This window comes from Marinifilum sp., from assembly GCF_965230805.1.
Lineage (GTDB): Bacteria > Bacteroidota > Bacteroidia > Bacteroidales > Marinifilaceae > Marinifilum.
Map to the genome: position 1 here is coordinate 747376 of NZ_OZ246019.1, position 16919 is coordinate 764294.

General features: G+C 36.0%; 12 protein-coding genes. 6 read left to right on the plus strand and 6 right to left on the minus strand.

The features are described 5' to 3' along the window. Window positions 1-222: 222 nt before the first annotated feature. The 6 genes from ACO05S_RS02820 to ACO05S_RS02845 all read right to left on the minus strand — a co-directional run bounded on the left by ACO05S_RS02820 (window position 223) and on the right by ACO05S_RS02845 (window position 8635). Window positions 223-3291, minus strand: a complete 3069-nt coding sequence (locus ACO05S_RS02820; protein ID WP_421920035.1) for an ATP-binding cassette domain-containing protein — start codon at window positions 3289-3291, stop codon at window positions 223-225. A gap of 880 nt (window positions 3292-4171) precedes the next feature. After that, on the minus strand, window positions 4172-4978 hold the full coding sequence (locus ACO05S_RS02825; protein WP_421920036.1) for a hypothetical protein: 807 nt from the start codon (window positions 4976-4978) through the stop codon (window positions 4172-4174). A 145-nt stretch (window positions 4979-5123) separates the two neighbouring features. After that, a complete protein-coding gene (locus ACO05S_RS02830; protein WP_421920037.1) occupies window positions 5124-5732 on the minus strand; it encodes a hypothetical protein in 609 nt (202 codons plus the stop codon). Between the two features lie 163 nt (window positions 5733-5895). After that, a complete protein-coding gene (locus tag ACO05S_RS02835; RefSeq protein WP_421920038.1) occupies window positions 5896-6204 on the minus strand; it encodes a hypothetical protein in 309 nt (102 codons plus the stop codon). A 30-nt stretch (window positions 6205-6234) separates the two neighbouring features. Beyond that, entirely contained in the window at window positions 6235-7401 is a 1167-nt protein-coding gene (locus ACO05S_RS02840; protein WP_421920039.1) for a tetratricopeptide repeat protein, read from the minus strand. 487 nt (window positions 7402-7888) lie between these two features. Next, window positions 7889-8635 (minus strand): hypothetical protein, encoded by a 747-nt coding sequence (locus ACO05S_RS02845; protein ID WP_421920040.1) that lies wholly within the window; start codon window positions 8633-8635, stop codon window positions 7889-7891. A gap of 481 nt (window positions 8636-9116) precedes the next feature. Between ACO05S_RS02845 and ACO05S_RS02850 the strand changes: the two genes are divergently transcribed. From ACO05S_RS02850 to ACO05S_RS02875, 6 genes are all read left to right on the plus strand, one after another. Next, window positions 9117-9941: an FKBP-type peptidyl-prolyl cis-trans isomerase gene (locus tag ACO05S_RS02850; protein WP_421920041.1), complete on the plus strand. Its 825-nt coding sequence runs from the start codon at window positions 9117-9119 to the stop codon at window positions 9939-9941. A gap of 288 nt (window positions 9942-10229) precedes the next feature. Then, a complete protein-coding gene (locus ACO05S_RS02855) occupies window positions 10230-10619 on the plus strand; it encodes a BlaI/MecI/CopY family transcriptional regulator (RefSeq protein ID WP_421920042.1) in 390 nt (129 codons plus the stop codon). Window positions 10620-10621: 2 nt separating this feature from the next. Continuing rightward, window positions 10622-12538 carry a M56 family metallopeptidase gene (locus ACO05S_RS02860; protein WP_421920043.1) on the plus strand — a complete coding sequence of 639 codons (1917 nt, stop codon included), beginning with the start codon at window positions 10622-10624 and terminating at the stop codon, window positions 12536-12538. A 315-nt stretch (window positions 12539-12853) separates the two neighbouring features. Next, window positions 12854-14140 carry a cytochrome b N-terminal domain-containing protein gene (locus ACO05S_RS02865; RefSeq protein WP_421920044.1) on the plus strand — a complete coding sequence of 429 codons (1287 nt, stop codon included), beginning with the start codon at window positions 12854-12856 and terminating at the stop codon, window positions 14138-14140. Between the two features lie 17 nt (window positions 14141-14157). Next, complete coding sequence (locus ACO05S_RS02870) at window positions 14158-14616, plus strand: ubiquinol-cytochrome c reductase iron-sulfur subunit (RefSeq protein WP_421920045.1); 459 nt, start codon at window positions 14158-14160, stop codon at window positions 14614-14616. Further along, on the plus strand, window positions 14617-16911 hold the full coding sequence (locus ACO05S_RS02875; protein WP_421920046.1) for a multiheme c-type cytochrome: 2295 nt from the start codon (window positions 14617-14619) through the stop codon (window positions 16909-16911). The last annotated feature ends 8 nt before the right edge of the window (window positions 16912-16919 follow it).

Genomic DNA, 16919 nt, shown 5'->3' on the forward strand with positions numbered 1-16919 from the left:
GTTTAATCATGCTCGTTTCATAAGAAGATGATTCTTTGATTTGCTGCAACGCAAGAAAACAATTAAAAGCAGTGATCACAATTGGTATATTGAGAACGACATTTAAATCGGATCTGCAATACAAAAAAAAGATCGAGAGGTTAAAAAAGGGATTAATTCAAGATTAATCCCTTACATATTTTATTAGCGAAAGTTCAACTAAAATATACTTACTGTTTGCTCTTATTTCTGACGTTTTCTTCTAATTCTAAAGTGTCCTTCAGGCAAGATGGTAACCCATAAAATTTCAACCAACAACAGGAACCTGCGCAGCACATCAAAATACAAGGCAAAATAAAATAGGATTGTTGTTAACCAAATTATACTCAAATTGAACCAAAAAGTATCAATTAAGTAATCCCCTACCCGTTTTTGTGAGGCAAACAAATGAGCACGTCCATTTTTACTCGCGGGCGTTTTAAAAACCGGATCTTTTAGCTGTATTAGTTCGTCTTTGTAGCTAATTAGCTTATTTATTTCTCTTCGGTTAAGAGCTATTTGCTCTATGGCCTCGTTGTGATAGGTGTTTTTTAACTCAAGGATCTTTTTAGGGTCACCCAATTCATCAATAACCTCATCATAGGCTTTATCGCGAAGATTCGATTCTTCGTTGAACTCCTTCCATCCTGCTTGTTTTACATGCTCAAGCCAAATATTAATTTTCTCCGAAGAATCTCTTAAAGCTTGCTTCGACAATTCAAAATCATATGGAAATAAATAAATATCTGATAACTTAAGCAACTCATTTTTGAAAATCCGATAATTTTTATCATTGTTCGTCCTTAGCCAGGCTTTGTAATTTTCCTTCATTTCAGGTATTAAAAAACTCGACCTGAATGATGCTTCACTCATTGCTTTCTCGTAAGGAAAAAACAGTTTTTCAAATTCGTTGTCCTTAAACTGCTCAACCACCAAAGCTTCGTATGCCCATCTCGATGTCATTAAATCGCCAACCGCCGGAACATATTTTTTTGAGGTAATTGCAGGATGCAGTTTATTAAAATTCACAATCACGCCTGAAAACAATAATTGTGGAACCAAAATAAAAGGAATCGAAACATATACAGCCACCACTGAATTTAAGCCAGCCGATAAATTCAGGCCAATTAAATTGGCACAAGCCGAACTGGTATATAATATCAACCAGTATACCCATGTAAGGCCTTTAATTTCAAGTATCGAATTGGCCAGGATTACAAACAAGAAAGTTTGAACAGCAGAAATTACCAATAAAACAATCACCTTTGAGTTTAAATAACTAAACCTGCTCAAATTCAAAAACTGCTCTCGCTTAATCATTCGTCTGTCGTGCAATAACTCTTCGGCAGAAATAATAAGACCCAAAAACAGCGCTACCACAACAGCCATAAAAATAAAGGAAGGTAAATTTTCATTCTTCGAAAAAACATAAATCATTTGATCTGAATCGGTACCGCTAATATATTTGGTAAAATACCCTAAAATTACGGCTAACAATGGCGCTTCCAATAAAGTTATCAGTAGGTATTGCTTGTTACTTAGTTTCGACTTGATATCCCTTAACAAATAAATTTTCAGCTGATCCCATCGCTTGGGAATGCTGAAATAATTCTTCGGAATCAATTTCTTTCTTTTGGGTTTCTGTACTTTATTGTTTTTCTCGATATTCTCCTTATACAATTCGTACCAATCGTCGGAACTTCGCTTGCGCTTACGTATCTGCTTGCCATACTCATTCATCATTCTGGCCTCAATAATACGTAAAATCTGTTCCGAGTTCACATTACCACATGTCAAGCACTCACTCTCATCAGCTTTAACGTAATGCGATTGGGTTTTAAAATAAACAACGGCATCAATTGGATTCCCAAAATAAATTACCTTTCCGCCTTGATCCATCATTACCAGCTTATCTAAAAGCTTAAAAATATCGGATGAAGGTTGATGAATATTGCAAATTACCAGTTTACCTTTTAAAACCTGACGTTTTAACAGTAGCATTACCTTTTCGGAGTCCATACTCGATAATCCCGAAGTAGGCTCATCTACAAACAATACCGATGGTTCGCGCATTAACTCCAATGCAATATTTAATCGCTTTCTTTGACCACCGCTTAGCACTTTATTAATAGGATCTCCCACTTTAAGATCTCTGGCCTCAACCAAATCAAAATCTTCAATGGTATTGTCAATGATCTCTTCAATCTTTTCGTCCGGAGTATCGTCGAAACAAAGCTTAGCATTAAAATACAGATTCTCATAAACCGTTAACTCCTCTACCAAAAGATCATCTTGAGGAACGTAACCAATTACCCCTTGCAATTTTTCTTTGTCGAGATGCAAATCATAACCATTGATGTAGATGTTACCCTGACGCAGGGTCAAGTTTCCATTCAGCACATTCAAGAGAGTTGATTTACCTGTTCCCGAGCCCCCCATAACACCAACCAATTGACCCGAGTTCATTTCTAAACTTACCGGATGAATCCCATTATTTGAACCAGGAAATTTGAATTCTATATTTTTTGCAACAAACTGTAAATCACTTAGGTTTTTTTTCTCGATAAATATCGAAGCGATTTGCGAGTAGTAGATCGGATCAATTCGGGGAGATCGGATCACCGAACCATATGACAACATGTAAGCTCGGTTAACCTTTACGTTATGACCATTAAGGAAAAGGTTGTACTCGCCAAGATATTTCATTAAGAATGTATTGGTACTTTCCAAATGCAGAATAAATATCCTTCCACGAAGTTTAGAACTATAAATATGCTTTACCACCTCATGATTCCAATCTGAATTGTTATCGATTAAAAGCAAATGTTCGTTAAACGGAATCGACAGCTCGTCTCCAACCATGAACTGCCTGCTCAACTCAAACTCGCTTTTGGGAATGTTAAAGGTTTTGGATACCGTTTTTACCAAGTCCAATTCTTCATGACCTGCATATTCTGTTTCACCAATAAACTCGAGCAATTGCAGCATAATCCACACCTTTTGCTCCTGTTCAACCTCCGCCAATAACTTTTGGCAAACATGTTCAACCTGCGGATGCTTATTAATAAAACAAATCTCCCCATTTTCATCGCAATGAGAATCTTTCATATACTTCGCAAAATCCTGTAGATATTTCTCTGTCCATTCATTACTAAACTGCTTCTGAAGCCAAACTTCTACAACATCCCTTGCAGCCGTTTCAAATCCCATCTTTTGTTCGTCAACAATGATGGCAAAAAGACGCATTAAAGCTTTCAGTAAAGATTCATTCATGGTTCAATTTTAAAATTTGTTCTGGATTTTGACAAGGCACAAATTTAGATAAATAATACGAGCTATGGAAACTACTATTTTAAAGAGATTTTTACGATAAGCTTAAAAAAATCAATCCATATTCTTCTCTCCGAATTTAAAAATTGAATTGAAATTCTTGCCGAACAGCCCGCCAACAAATTCCAAAAGCTCCATAACCAATCGCCATGCTTTTTAAGCTGAGTTCGACTAAAAATATTCATGTTCTTTTGTCGTAAAACTGGCTCAAGCCGATATCGCACAGGCTCATTTAAGCTTTTTTAACACTTGTTATCAGGTCTTAACTTATTCTTACCATATCTTTGTAATGTACTACAAAAGATAGTATTTTTCATAGATTAAAGATTTAGGTTAGTAATTAGTGGTTAGAGAGAATCCCGGATGCCCGTTCGGGATTTTTCGTGTTTATACCTATTCTACCAATCCAATCTCTCAGAGCTTCCTTAGCAGATATTTTTGAATCGAAATCGGCTTAATTTGAAATGAGTTTTAAAGTGCTTTTCGGATTTTAGGCTATTTTAACAATTACTGATTTCGCTTAACGGTTTTACACGCTAAATTTGTTCCATACAAAAGAGATCGTAGTTATTTTCATAAATTAGGTTTTAGGCTTAAAGAAAATCCCAGACCTTGCGGTCTGGGGTTTTTCTATTCATATATGCACACACAAATAAATTATAATTATTTAACACCCCTTTAATGCAGATAGATTTCAAGAGCAATATATTTGTAGTGTAGAAAAACCTCAAGAGTTTTTTTCATAGATTAGTGATTTAGGTTACATTTAGTGGTTAGATTAAAATCCGGGTGGGGACCCGGATTTTTTTATTTCTTTTTGCTATCAATTGATTTGTACATGGATATGATCGTCATGTCGCACCGATTGGCAACCATGAAACCTCACTCTATCATCTTTAATATTTAGTCTTTGCTTTAAATGCGGTTCAATAAACATTTTGGTCATTAATCTTTGGCTCAAAATTGCTTCCACCAATCCTTTAGTTCCTTTTTCGGAAAATTGCAGATCCGAGTTGATCCTGCCAAATGTAACATATTTAGGATAATCATACTGAAAATAACCCCGTTTTAAGCACTCGTTGCATTGATCAATCTCACCTGCCTTGGCTTCTTCAAATACTCCATACCCACTTACCGACTTACTTTTGTTAGCAATTATTCCATTCTGATCTTCATAGACCAAACTAAAGTCAATCTTACAGCCATCGTTATGACTTAAATGCGGAATTAGTGGAAATCCATCACAAAAAGGAAAACATGCATCCAAATACCGAGCTTGTATCATCGGATTTTCATGTTTCAGTTTATTCGAAATTGCTTGAATAAATTGCTGAGTTTCTGATGACACATAGTTACGATTTAGAATTACTGTTGCATAGCTTGCAGGCTTTAAATTTGAATTATCCTTAATCTTCTCCCTTCCAAACCAAGGTGCTACAAAAGGAACTAGCAAAATAATTGTAAATGCATAAAGCAAGACGAAAAACAAAAACCTTTTACCCCAAAAAGCCACTCTGATTCTATTACATAGAAAAAGACTAATAATGTAAACTAAGCCTCCTACCTGAGTTACAATTGTAAGAACCAGAAATAGTACAAAATGAGCAATATATTTTATAGTTCTCTTCATTCTTTTATTTGAGTGGGTTGTAACTAAATTAATTTATCTAAAAATAGATCCTATCGAAAAAGATCCTAACTGGAAGACATCAACAGCTCGGACTATACATTTTGTTTCATATCTAAAACGTGTATCATTAAATCTTCTACACAAATTAACATCCCATTGCTATTTCAAACTTAATTATCTTCTCAGTATACTTAGAGGTGCCTAAATTTGATAATCTAATTCTTAATTCAATTTTACTTGTAATTGTTCCAATACCACATGGATATTCTTTTACCGAACTTACATTCTTGACCAATTCTGCCCATTTTTCCCCACAATGATTCATCACAGCGTTCTTAAATTCATCAATATCAACATGAATAAACTTATCCATTTGTTCCTCTGATATTGAATTTGCTGTATAATTAAGTCCATTATAATGTGCAATCTGTTCCCAGTCTGAAGTATAATGTTTCCAATTTAGCATATCACAATGTGGTCCTTCGTTCATTATTGTAATGCTATTCTCAAATCGCTGATAGACTGCAATCGTATTATAATTACAACCAATAATACTCATTGAATTTCCACTTAGCATTTCTCCTAATTCAGGATAAACGACCACAGTATCAGTCTGAATTTTACTTAATTCTTCTTCTTCGTCCCAAACATCAATATCATCAATTATCAAGGTAAACTCCTTGAATCTTATTGAAATTCCATTTTTAGCCATCGTATCGACCTGCTTTATTTCTTTTTCAGCTTTTAAAACCAATCTCTACTGGTTTTGAATTTGGTATTTCCGCCTTTGCTTCCAATTGGATTTTCTGTTTACAAGAGCAAAAAATGATCAATGCAGTAATTAGATAATATTTCATTTTTAAACTATTAATGACAGTCTATTTTAAATTCAACTTCTAAGAATCACAACTTCCCTACTAAAACCCTTTCCCAAAGAAACTGGATATGTCAAAATAAATATCCATAGTTTTTCCCGAGGCTGTTTTTATTGTAATAATGTCGTAAGGTTTTCTTTTTTCATGCACCAACATTTGACCTTGTGCTTTACTTCCTGGATAATTCTTCCTGATCCATTGGTATTCGTGACTAACTGATTTTACCACAACAGCTGTTTTAGCTGTTAACCCATCTTGTTCCGATGTCGTTAGTTTTGCTGATGTAGAACAAGAAACCAGTAAAATAAATGAAAATAGAATGCTTAAAAGAATGGATGTTTTTTGTTTCATGATATTTATTTAGGTTATGGATATCTTAAATTACTTCCCACAATACTTCTTAACAGCTTCCAAAACCATCCTATTTTTATCACCTAAGGAAACAGCTTTATTCAGGTCTTCGCATATTTTCTTTAACTCAGTTTCAGGAATGGCAGTATTTTTTGATGCCATTAATTGAACGTCCCTAGTTTTGGATAAGGTTCTGCCCTTAGCCAATTCGTGTCGGCGGATTCTGGCAAAAGCTCTATTCGAGTATGCATAAGTAAAGTAAGGTTCAATCTCAAGCGTTTTATCGAAATCAATAATTGCCTCTTCGAATTTCATATTGTTTAATTTCGCTGTTGCTCTGGCAAAATAACCATCGGCCCAATTGGGTTTAATTTCTATACATTTGGAGTATTTTTTTATTGCGGCTTTAAAGTTGCCTTGTTTATATAAAGCTTGCGCCTGATTGTACAAATCGTAAACCTTACTCGTATTCTTATCTTTCTTACAAACACCATTAACACAGGTAATTTTACCTCTTATTTCTCCTGTTGAATAGTAAGAAATCGATACACCATCCATTTTACCATTATCATTAAAAGTAGCTCTTTGCTTTAGCTTTCCATTAGGATGATACATTTCCCAAACTCCTACCTTCTTTCCGCTTATAAATTTTCCCTTTTGCATTAAAGTTCCATCCTCGTAAAATCTTTGTTCTACACCATTCGAGGTGCCATTTTCATATTCGTTAATATCTGATACCTTTCCGTTTGGATGATAACGCAATCTTTCTCCCGTTAACCTCCCTTTAAACAATGTTCCTTCTCCCTTAATTTTTCCTGAAAGGTAATAGTCGATAAACTTTCCTGTATAAGCCGAATTACTATTTTTAAGATACCACCCATCCTTTTTTCGGATCATCTGTTTTATAGTTGGAATTTTTTTTATGCTGTCGGGTCGGCTAGCATACTCCTTGGTAAACAAATACACCAATGCATCAAAATCAGAATAGCCGGCCTGGTTAATCAAGTCTTTATTTTTTACCACATTAACCCGATCTATTTCACTTTTCGATAAGGAAGCAAATCCTTCTTTAGGCTCTTTAAAAACAGGAATTGAATCAACAATATACAGCACCTTTTCAAACTGATTTTGACCGTATCCAAATGCACAATTAAATACCAAAACTATAAACAGCAAATATTTTATCATTCTTCCCATTTTCTTTGATTAACACCCGAGCTCTAAATGTACCAAATCCTAGTCAGCATTCCCTTATCATTTTATACAACTTTTGCCAGAATTGTTACAAATAAGAGCTTGCCACTTCAATCTATCAGTCATTTTGTTTCTAATTTTTCTGTTCTAGTCATTATTTTGATGTTGCGAGTTTTCCATATTTTTTTCACGATTCAATTCGCATGGGTTCGTAAGTGATTCGTATTGGTCGGTAGGTGATTCGTATGGCATTTGTAGTGATCTTTATGCCATTTTGGCTGATTCGCATAGGCTTGTAGGTGATTCGTATGCCATTTGGGCTGATTCGCATGGGTATGTAGGTGACTCGGACGGGTATGTAGGTGATTCGCATCGGTATTTACTGTACTACAGAGCTTTTTGATTTACATATTATAAAGACAAAAAAACTCCGCATAGAGCGGAGTTCATTTTCGCAGTAGTATTTTACGCCGAACTCATGTTATTTAGCTTAATCAAGTGTTTCAACATCTTCGACTTTGCGAGCCGTGCTGTTTTTCTTCTTCCAGTACTTACTCGTGTATCCCTTTAGTTTTTTAGGATCGTTGCGAAAAAGAAATTTGCCTGCTGCACGAATATCATCAACAGCTTCTTTTAAGTAAGTATAGGCTTTGTCGCGCAATACTTTGGTATCGCTGCCACGCTGGCGACTACCATTTGCAACAGCCAATGCATCGGCACCCTTAACGGCAATATCAGCAGCTGTATCGAGCTTGCTTATATCAAAATTAATGGCCGTTAAAGCTTCTGTATTTCCTTTTCCTACTACCGAAAGGTCGTTTAAGTCCTGAATGGTATCAGAATTTGTACGGCCTTCGGCAATATCAGCGATTGCCGACAGGGCACTCTCATCTTTGCGAAATGCGTAGCGAAATGTGTGTATCAGCTCCGATTTTAACTCATTTGCCTGCTCCTGAATGTCAGCCCACGTATCCTCGGCCTCGTTGGTTTTGTGCTGATCATCAACCCACAGCGACTGCACTTGGCGACATGCACCAATTCTGACCTGCAAATCGTCAACTTGCTCTTCGCTTACATTAATGGTAGCAAGTTCGGCAGTATCGATTTTGGCACAACGCGCCATATCCTCTGCCTCTTGCAAATAAATGTTTACGGGCATTGTAATTGCTACTATACTTTCATCTTTTATAGCCTCAATTTTATCTTTTAAGGCTGCGTACTGATCCGTATTACTCATTTGTTATCAGTTTTTATTATTAAATATTTATCGTATTAACTCCCTCAAAAGGAAGTCATCAGAGTTTGGCCTTTGTAATGCATATTCCGCAAAGCATACATCCTGTGTAGAAAAGGCAATTATTTTTATAAATAATATTGTTATCAATTACAATTTTACCAATAAAAAATAAAGCTAAATATTTTTCGACACAATAATGTTAAAAAATCTTAAAAAAGAAAAGCATTTAGTTAGTAAAAACAACAGTTTACCATGTTTCGATATGCTGAATCGATATCATTTTACATTCACTTACAGACATTTATATGTTGCTATGATAACGGGAATTACAAAAATATTATAGCTGCCTATACTTATTGGCATTTTCATTTTTTCATTCAAAATTGTAAATTCGCTTCGCATGTAAAATCAGATCGGACAGAAAAGAATGGTTTTGCAGACAAGAACATTAAATTTTAATCCCAAATAAAATATTTAAGTGATGAAGAAAAGTAGTCTTATTATTGCTTTTTTAGCTGTTATTGTATGTTTTAGTGCATGTAAAAAAGTGCCAAGAGCTGGCAAAATGAAATTTGCAAACAGTGTTGATAGCTTGAGCTATGCATTGGGTTATATCGAGGCCAATAACTTTAAAAAGAATTTTAGTCAACTCCCCTTCGAAATGGACTCTGTTGCCTTTGTTCATTTTGCAAGAGCAATTGCCAAAACAAAACTAAGCGAAACCTATGTTGATTTCAGAAACAATCAGTTTAACGGTTTAAATGATAAAGCCTTTTACAAAGGATTTTTGAACGAGTTGGCCTATGGCAAATCATATTTCTCGGAAATGAGTGCCGACATGTATTTAAGGAAGATTTTTAATCAGCAAAAAGCGATAAAAGATTCGATTAGGGCAGAAACCGGAAAAGTCAACCTGGCAAAAGGACAAAAGTTTTTGGAGGAAAATAAAGCTCGCAAAGAGGTTATCGAAACCCAAAGCGGTTTGCAATACGAAATCATTACAAAAGGCAATGGAAAAATTGCTGATAAAAAAGACCGTGTAAAATGTGTGTATCACGGTACCCTATTGGATGGTACTGTTTTTGACAGCTCGAAAGAGCGTGGCGACACTACCGCATTTGGTGTTAATCGTGTAATTAAAGGTTGGAGCGAAGCCCTGCAGTTAATGCCCGAAGGATCGGAATGGAAATTATACATTCCTTCTGATTTGGCTTACGGCGAAAGAGGAAGTAAGAAAATTGGTCCAAACGAGACTTTGATTTTCGATATCAACCTGGTTGAGGTGATTGAGAAAAAGAAAAAATAAGAGTTAAATCATTTGAATTTGATAAAGGGATGCCGATTGGTATCCCTTTTTTTTATTGTGTTCGAATCAAAAGCTGAAAGTTGCTTCTTATGCTTAAGCCAGAAGGCCCTGACTTTTCCCAACTCTTCCAAACTTTTTAAGACGCATCCAAACTTTTCAAAATTTTTCCTGACTTTTCCAGACTTTCCCACTATCATTTACTATTTAAATAAAACTTTTACTATAAATATAGTAGCGTATAAAAAACATTCTACTATATTTGTAGTAGAATTTTAATCAAAATCGCATATGGACATCAAATCTCTTACCAAAGCAGAAGAACAGATCATGCAGATATTATGGCAGTTACAAGAAGGAACGGTAAAAGAAGTTATCGAGAATTTTAAGGACTCGAAGCCTGCATACACAACGGTAGCAACAGTTTTAAGTGTACTTGAAAAGAAAGGATTTGTGAAACATCGCAAAATTGGCAACACAAAATTGTTTACCCCGCAGGTAAGCAAAACTGATTACACAAAAGTTCAGTTCAGCTCTCTGTTAAGAAATTATTTTAATGGTTCGTTTCCAAAAATGGCAAGCTTTTTTGCTCGCGAAAATGATTTGGATATTTCCGACTTGGAAAATATTATGAAACAAGCCGAAGAAGAAATGAGGCAAGATCACAGTAAAAAAGAATAGTCATGAATGTTTATTTGGATTTTTTACTCAAAGCATCGATTAGCATGAGCATCATGTACGCTCTGTATTGGTTGTTGCTTCGCAATATGACACATTTTAAGGCAAATCGTATTTTCCTTATTGCAAGCGTGATATTGGCGGTTGTTTGTGCTGCATTTCCGGTTCGATACGAGGTATTAACCACTGCTCCGCAAGTAATGCAGGATTCAGAGCTTGCCGATCTGTTTCAAAGAAATATGCAAGACCCGCTTGCAGAACAAACTCAGGGTTTTGATATTGATATTTGGGGGATACTTTTGGGAATTTACTGCATTGGATTGCTGGTAGTTTTGCTGCAGTTAATCATACAAACATGGAAACCCTTGCAGATTATTCTTCGAACAACTCCTGTTAAAGTAGACAATTACTTGTTGCATGAGAATACAACTTTTAAAATGCCATTCTCATTTTTTAACAGGATATTAATTCATCCGGAATATTTTAAGCAAAACGAGATAAATGACATTTTAGCTCACGAAAAAGTGCACATTCAAGAGCGTCATTGGATCGATTTGCTCATTATAGAGCTGTTAACAGTGTTATTTTGGTTCAACCCATTTATATGGTTGTTTGAACGCGCAATTAAACAAAACCATGAATACCTGGCCGACAATGGTGTACTATCCCGGGGCCAATCACCTGTCAGGTATCAGGCTTTATTAATTAATCAGCTTATGGGCACTAAGGTTATTGGTCTGGCCAATTACTTGAACTTTGCCCTCGGCCCAACCCGATTTAAAATGATGACAAAAGAAAAAACATCGAAACGTAAATTGTATCGAATGATTTGGCTGCTGCCAGTTTTGGCGGTATTGATGTACTCGTTTGCTCAGCCCAATTACAAGTTGCAAGAACAAAACAGCAAGGCAAAAAGCACTACGATTAAGGTTCCTAAAGGCGAAGAATTCTTTTTAACTCTTAAAGATGGAAGCAAGGTTTATTTGCAGGAGAATTCAACTTTTGAATTTCCACAAAACTTTAATAACACAAAGAGAGTTGTTAAGCTTACAGGAGAAGCCTATTTTGAAGTTGCAAAATCTGAGGCATCCTTTATTGTAACAAGCACCGATGGCGAAACCATTTCGGCACTGGATGCAAACAAGGAAACAAAGACGGCAATTTCGACCAACAGCAATGCTACCTATAGTCTTTCCGATGCAGAAAAAGAGGAGTATGTAGATGTAAGCTCGGGGACTAAAGAACCTGTTGATGAAAATACCAAGCAAGCTACCGTATTATTAAAAGGTACGGTTAAGGATAAAACAGGGAGTGCCATACCTGGTGTATCAATTGTTATTAGAGGAACAACGATGGGTACTGTATCCGATTTGTCGGGCTCTTACGAGTTAAAATTACCCGAGAAAGATGAATTAGAATTGATTGTTTCTTTTGTGGGATATCAAAACTTATCATTTGTGATTGATAGAAACTCATCGCAGCAAGGAAGGATAAATAAAGATTTTGTTTTAACCCGTAAGGTGATAATGATCTCGAATGAAGACTTAAAGAAACAAGGCGATGTGCCACCGCCACCAATTCCTAAAAAGTTCCAATCTGACGAAACTAAATTTGTGATTGTTGAAAGCATGCCCAAATACCCTAGGGGATATGTTGGATTGGCTCAACATGTAAAGCGTCAAAAAGCAAATCTTAAAGAAAAATTCTTTTTCAAAAGCAAGAAATTAGAAGGCAGTGCAACAGTTGGATTTACTGTAAATCCCTCGGGAGAGGTAAGCAATATCCAGATCTTAAAAAAATCGAACGATGTTGCAGCTGAAGCGGCTAAGATAATTGCTTCGAAAATGGAGAAGTGGAAAGCTGGTTCCCAAAGAGGTAAAAAAGTTCCTGTGGACTTTGCCTTGGAACTGGATTTTGAATAATTCTACCAAAAAGGGATGCCAATGGTGTCCCTTTTTTAATGATGAACACCATCCGAAATATTTCACTTTATAAAATTCAAAAAAAATACTTTCGATTATTAAATGTTCCCTATCAAGAAAACACCTGTAATTAACACATTTGCCTTTCACTGGCCATTCAACTCTTCAAGTGTTCGGCTGTTCGACTATAAAACATTGCTCCTACTATTTTACCTACCCCTACCAACCAGTTAAGCTCATTATTGTTTCTCTTTCTTTCAGTTTAGCAGCATTTTCGTTTTCTTTGTAGTCTTACATTAAAATCGGATTCTGGTAATGACGAATAAGGATAATGAACAGAGAGAGCCCTCATCTCTGGAAAAGTTTATATTGCATCTTCATCCAAAGAAAGTTGACAGCAGGGCAATAAAGTTCAATCGAACTTTTGGTTTGGGAGGAATGTTAGCATTATTGTTTGTTATTGTTTCATTAACCGGATTGGTTCTTCGATTTTCGTACATCCCCACTGTTGAACAAGCTTATGATTCTATATCGGGTCTTAAAGATCACACCCTTTTTGGACAATTCATCCGAAATTTGCATCACTTGTCGGCCAAACTAATGGTAATTGCCTCTTTCCTTCACTTAGCAAGAGTTTACTACTCGCAAAGTATCTACCAAAAAAGAGCTGAAAACTGGGTTTATGGCCTATTGCTGTTCTTTTTAGTACTTGCCTCAAGCTTTACAGGATATCTATTACCCTGGGATCAATTGGCCTACTGGGCTGTAACGGTAATCACTCAAATTGTTGAATACATTCCATTGGTGGGAAAATCCTTAGCCCATCTTCTTCGCGGCAGCGATACGGTTGATGGAAACACATTGATTAATTTTTACACACTACATACAGGCATTATACCATTACTTTTTGTTGTATTAATGAGCGTACATTTTTGGTTGGTACGAAAAGCAGGTGGAGTTGCATTACCAAAAACCGAGAACAAACAAAATGTGGATGTTATCCCTAATCTGCTTTGGAAAGAAATAATGGTAGCCAGTATTTTAATTGGAGCTTTGTTTATTGTAGCAGTTTTTTATGAGGCTCCTTTACTTGATCAGGCAAATCCCTTAAAAAGTCCGAATCCAAGTAAAGCGCCCTGGTATTTTCTTGGAGCACAGGAGTTGCTATTACATTTGCATCCCTTTTTTAGCGCTGTAATTATTCCTTTATCAGCAATATTATACTTTTTTGGTCTTCCCTATTTCAAATACAAAAATGTAAACATAGGAGTTTGGTTTAATTCGGCACTAGGTAAAAAAATCTGTATACAAGCTAGTATTACAGGCTTTGTTTTTACTTTCGTTTTAATCTATGTTTTCGATCATTTTCTGCATTTTGATATCTGGTTATCAAACATACCAGGTGTAATTTCGACAGGATTAATACCTTTTCTTTTTTATGCAATGCCTGTTGCCGGATATCTATTTTTCTGGCATAAAAAACACAAGGCAAATAATACTGAAATTATAATGGCTTGCACAAGCATATTACTTGCATCGTATATTTGCATGACACTTATTTCATTACTGCTTAGAGCTGAAGGAATGCAACTTATATTTTAATTTTTGAATAGAGAGCGATGAAAGTGAACCGAAGAAAATTCATTAAAAGATTATTAGCAGTTGCAGCATCTATTGAAGCATTTTTCTTGCTAAAAGATGGTGTTAGCAAAATAGATACTTCATCAACAAAAGAGTTATTTAATGCCGGAAGAGCTGATTCTTTTGATAAAAATAAGTTATACCCATTTTCAACCGGTAAATTCTTCCTTAAAAGATTCGAGGATGGTGGATTTCTAGCCATGTCGGTAAAATGTACACATTTGGGTTGTGTGGTAAATACAAATTCCAAAACCGGGGGATTTAATTGTCCTTGCCATGCTTCACAATTCAATCAATTTGGCGAAGTACTTTCGGCACCAGCAACACGACCATTGGATATCTTTCCAATAAAAATAGAAAACGGAGAGGTATTGGTAGATACAAGAAAGCCTGTAAAAAGATCAAGCTTTAACAAATCGCAATTAACTTACGCATAAATGGAAAATCGAAAAAGAACAGAAAAAATCAGCTTTTTTGGCATACTGGTAGCATTGCTTTCGATTCCATTGTATATGATATTGAAAACTTACGGAGCCGATCAAAATGTATCACACGAAGCTAACTATGTTGGAAAGGAAACTTGTATTGAGTGTCATTTAAACGAATACAACGATTGGGTAGGTTCCGATCATGATAAAGCCATGGATCATGCCAATGATTCTACCGTATTGGGAGATTTTAATAACAAAACGGTGAAGTACAATGGAATGACACACAAATTGTATAAAAGAGACAATCGCTTTTTTGCTTTAACTGATGGCGAGGACGGAAGTTTGCAAGAGTTTGAAATCAAATATGTATTTGGTCACTATCCGCTTCAACAATACTTGGTAGAATTTGAAGGAGGAAGACTGCAAACCCTGGCTTTAACATGGAACTCAAAAGATAGTGTTTGGTACCATATGGCTACAGCTGTGTATAAAGATGAAATTATTGAACATGATAACTGGTTACACTGGACCAATCAGGCTCAGAACTGGAATGGGATGTGTGCCGATTGTCACTCAACCAATCTGGTAAAAGGTTATGATCCAAAAACTGACACCTACCACACTACTTGGAGCGAAATAGATGTGAGCTGCGAAGCATGTCATGGTCCGGCATCGAAACATTTGGAGTGGGCCAACAAAGCTGAATACGCCCGCGAAACTGATAATAATTTTGGTTTGGTAGTAAAAACCAGTGGTATAGACAACAAAGAGTATGTTGATCTTTGCGTTCGTTGCCATTCTCGTCGGGGTACCTTATCCGATTTTCATCATTCTGCTGATTTGTACAATCACAACATTCCGCAACTGCCTACAGGTGAAGATTATTTTATTGACGGACAAATTTTGGATGAAGACTATGTGTATGGATCGTTTACGCAAAGTAAAATGTACATGCGCGATGTAAAATGTAACGACTGCCACAATGTTCACAGCACAAAACGCTTGTTTGACGATAACCGATTGTGTACCCAATGTCACAGAGCCGATGATTACGATACCTACAATCATCACTTTCACAAATCGAAAGGTGAAGCAGGAAAAGCAGTTATTGCTGATGATGGTGTAAAGTTCGAAGTTGGCGAAGGCACACGATGCATCAACTGCCATATGCCAGCTCGCTTTTATATGGGACCCGATTACAGAAACGATCACAGCTTTAGAATTCCACGTCCTGATTTAACCGAGAAGCTGGGAACGCCCAATGCATGCAACCAATGTCATGCCGATAAATCAACAAAATGGGCAATTGATTACGTAAACAAATGGCATGGAATTAGTCGTCCGGCGCAATACGGAACGGTTTTTAAAGAAGCACAAACCGGCAGCCAGGAAGGATTTGATGGCCTGGTGAATATTTACAATGACGAAGTTTACCCTGAAATTGTTCGCGCAACTGCAATTTATTTGCTTGGCACCCACTATCAAACAAAAAGCAAAAAAATCCTTTTTGATGCTTTAAATAGCTTTAATGGTCACATTCGATACAACGCCATACACAATTTGCTTATGGATGATGAGCAATCGTTCAAAAAAGTATTGGAAATGCTAAAGGATCCTTCCAAAGCCATTCGAATAGATTGTGCAACAAAGCTAAGTACGATAAGCAAAGATCAAATTCCTCAGAAATATCATCAACAACTTAAAATAGCTGAGAAAGAATACTTGGAGACCCTTGAATTCAACGCCGATTTTCCATATGGTAAATTTAATCTGGCCAATTTCTATTACAATAAAAAACAGGTTGATAAAGCAGAAGAGTTTTACAAAAAAGCCATTGAGCAAGATGACTTATTGCATCCTGTAAAAATCAACTTGGCGATTTTATATAACGAAAAAGGCGAGTACAATAAGGCTGAGATTTTATTGAAAGATTACCTGAAAAATGTTCCGGAAGATGGTGCCACCACATTCACTTATGCACTATTCCTATCGGAGCGCAAGCGTTACGACGAGTCGATGAAATATTTGCTTAAGGCAGCTAAATTATCTCCCGATAATCCTCGAATATTCTATAATGTGGCCATGATGTATGATTTTAGAAATGACAAACAGCAAGCTGTAAGTTACCTGCAATCTGCCATCAATATCAATCCTGAAGACCCAAATTATTACATTGCATTGTTGAACCTTCACACGAAATATCAACAAACAAGACAAGCAAAAAGTCTGGCAAAGAAAATTTTAAATAAATTTCCCGATATTAACGACAGAGCTAATCTTGAAGCAATTCTTAATCAGTAATCAATTAT

Coding starts and splice junctions, on each gene's coding strand:
- ACO05S_RS02820 (WP_421920035.1), bottom strand. CDS start 3,291: ATGAATGAATCTTTACTGAAAGCTTTAATGCGTCTTTTTGCCATCATT.
- ACO05S_RS02875 (WP_421920046.1), top strand. CDS start 14,617: ATGGAAAATCGAAAAAGAACAGAAAAAATCAGCTTTTTTGGCATACTG.
- ACO05S_RS02845 (WP_421920040.1), bottom strand. CDS start 8,635: ATGAGTAATACGGATCAGTACGCAGCCTTAAAAGATAAAATTGAGGCT.
- ACO05S_RS02825 (WP_421920036.1), bottom strand. CDS start 4,978: ATGAAGAGAACTATAAAATATATTGCTCATTTTGTACTATTTCTGGTT.
- ACO05S_RS02840 (WP_421920039.1), bottom strand. CDS start 7,401: ATGGGAAGAATGATAAAATATTTGCTGTTTATAGTTTTGGTATTTAAT.
- ACO05S_RS02855 (WP_421920042.1), top strand. CDS start 10,230: ATGGACATCAAATCTCTTACCAAAGCAGAAGAACAGATCATGCAGATA.
- ACO05S_RS02865 (WP_421920044.1), top strand. CDS start 12,854: ATGACGAATAAGGATAATGAACAGAGAGAGCCCTCATCTCTGGAAAAG.
- ACO05S_RS02835 (WP_421920038.1), bottom strand. CDS start 6,204: ATGAAACAAAAAACATCCATTCTTTTAAGCATTCTATTTTCATTTATT.
- ACO05S_RS02860 (WP_421920043.1), top strand. CDS start 10,622: ATGAATGTTTATTTGGATTTTTTACTCAAAGCATCGATTAGCATGAGC.
- ACO05S_RS02850 (WP_421920041.1), top strand. CDS start 9,117: ATGAAGAAAAGTAGTCTTATTATTGCTTTTTTAGCTGTTATTGTATGT.
- ACO05S_RS02870 (WP_421920045.1), top strand. CDS start 14,158: ATGAAAGTGAACCGAAGAAAATTCATTAAAAGATTATTAGCAGTTGCA.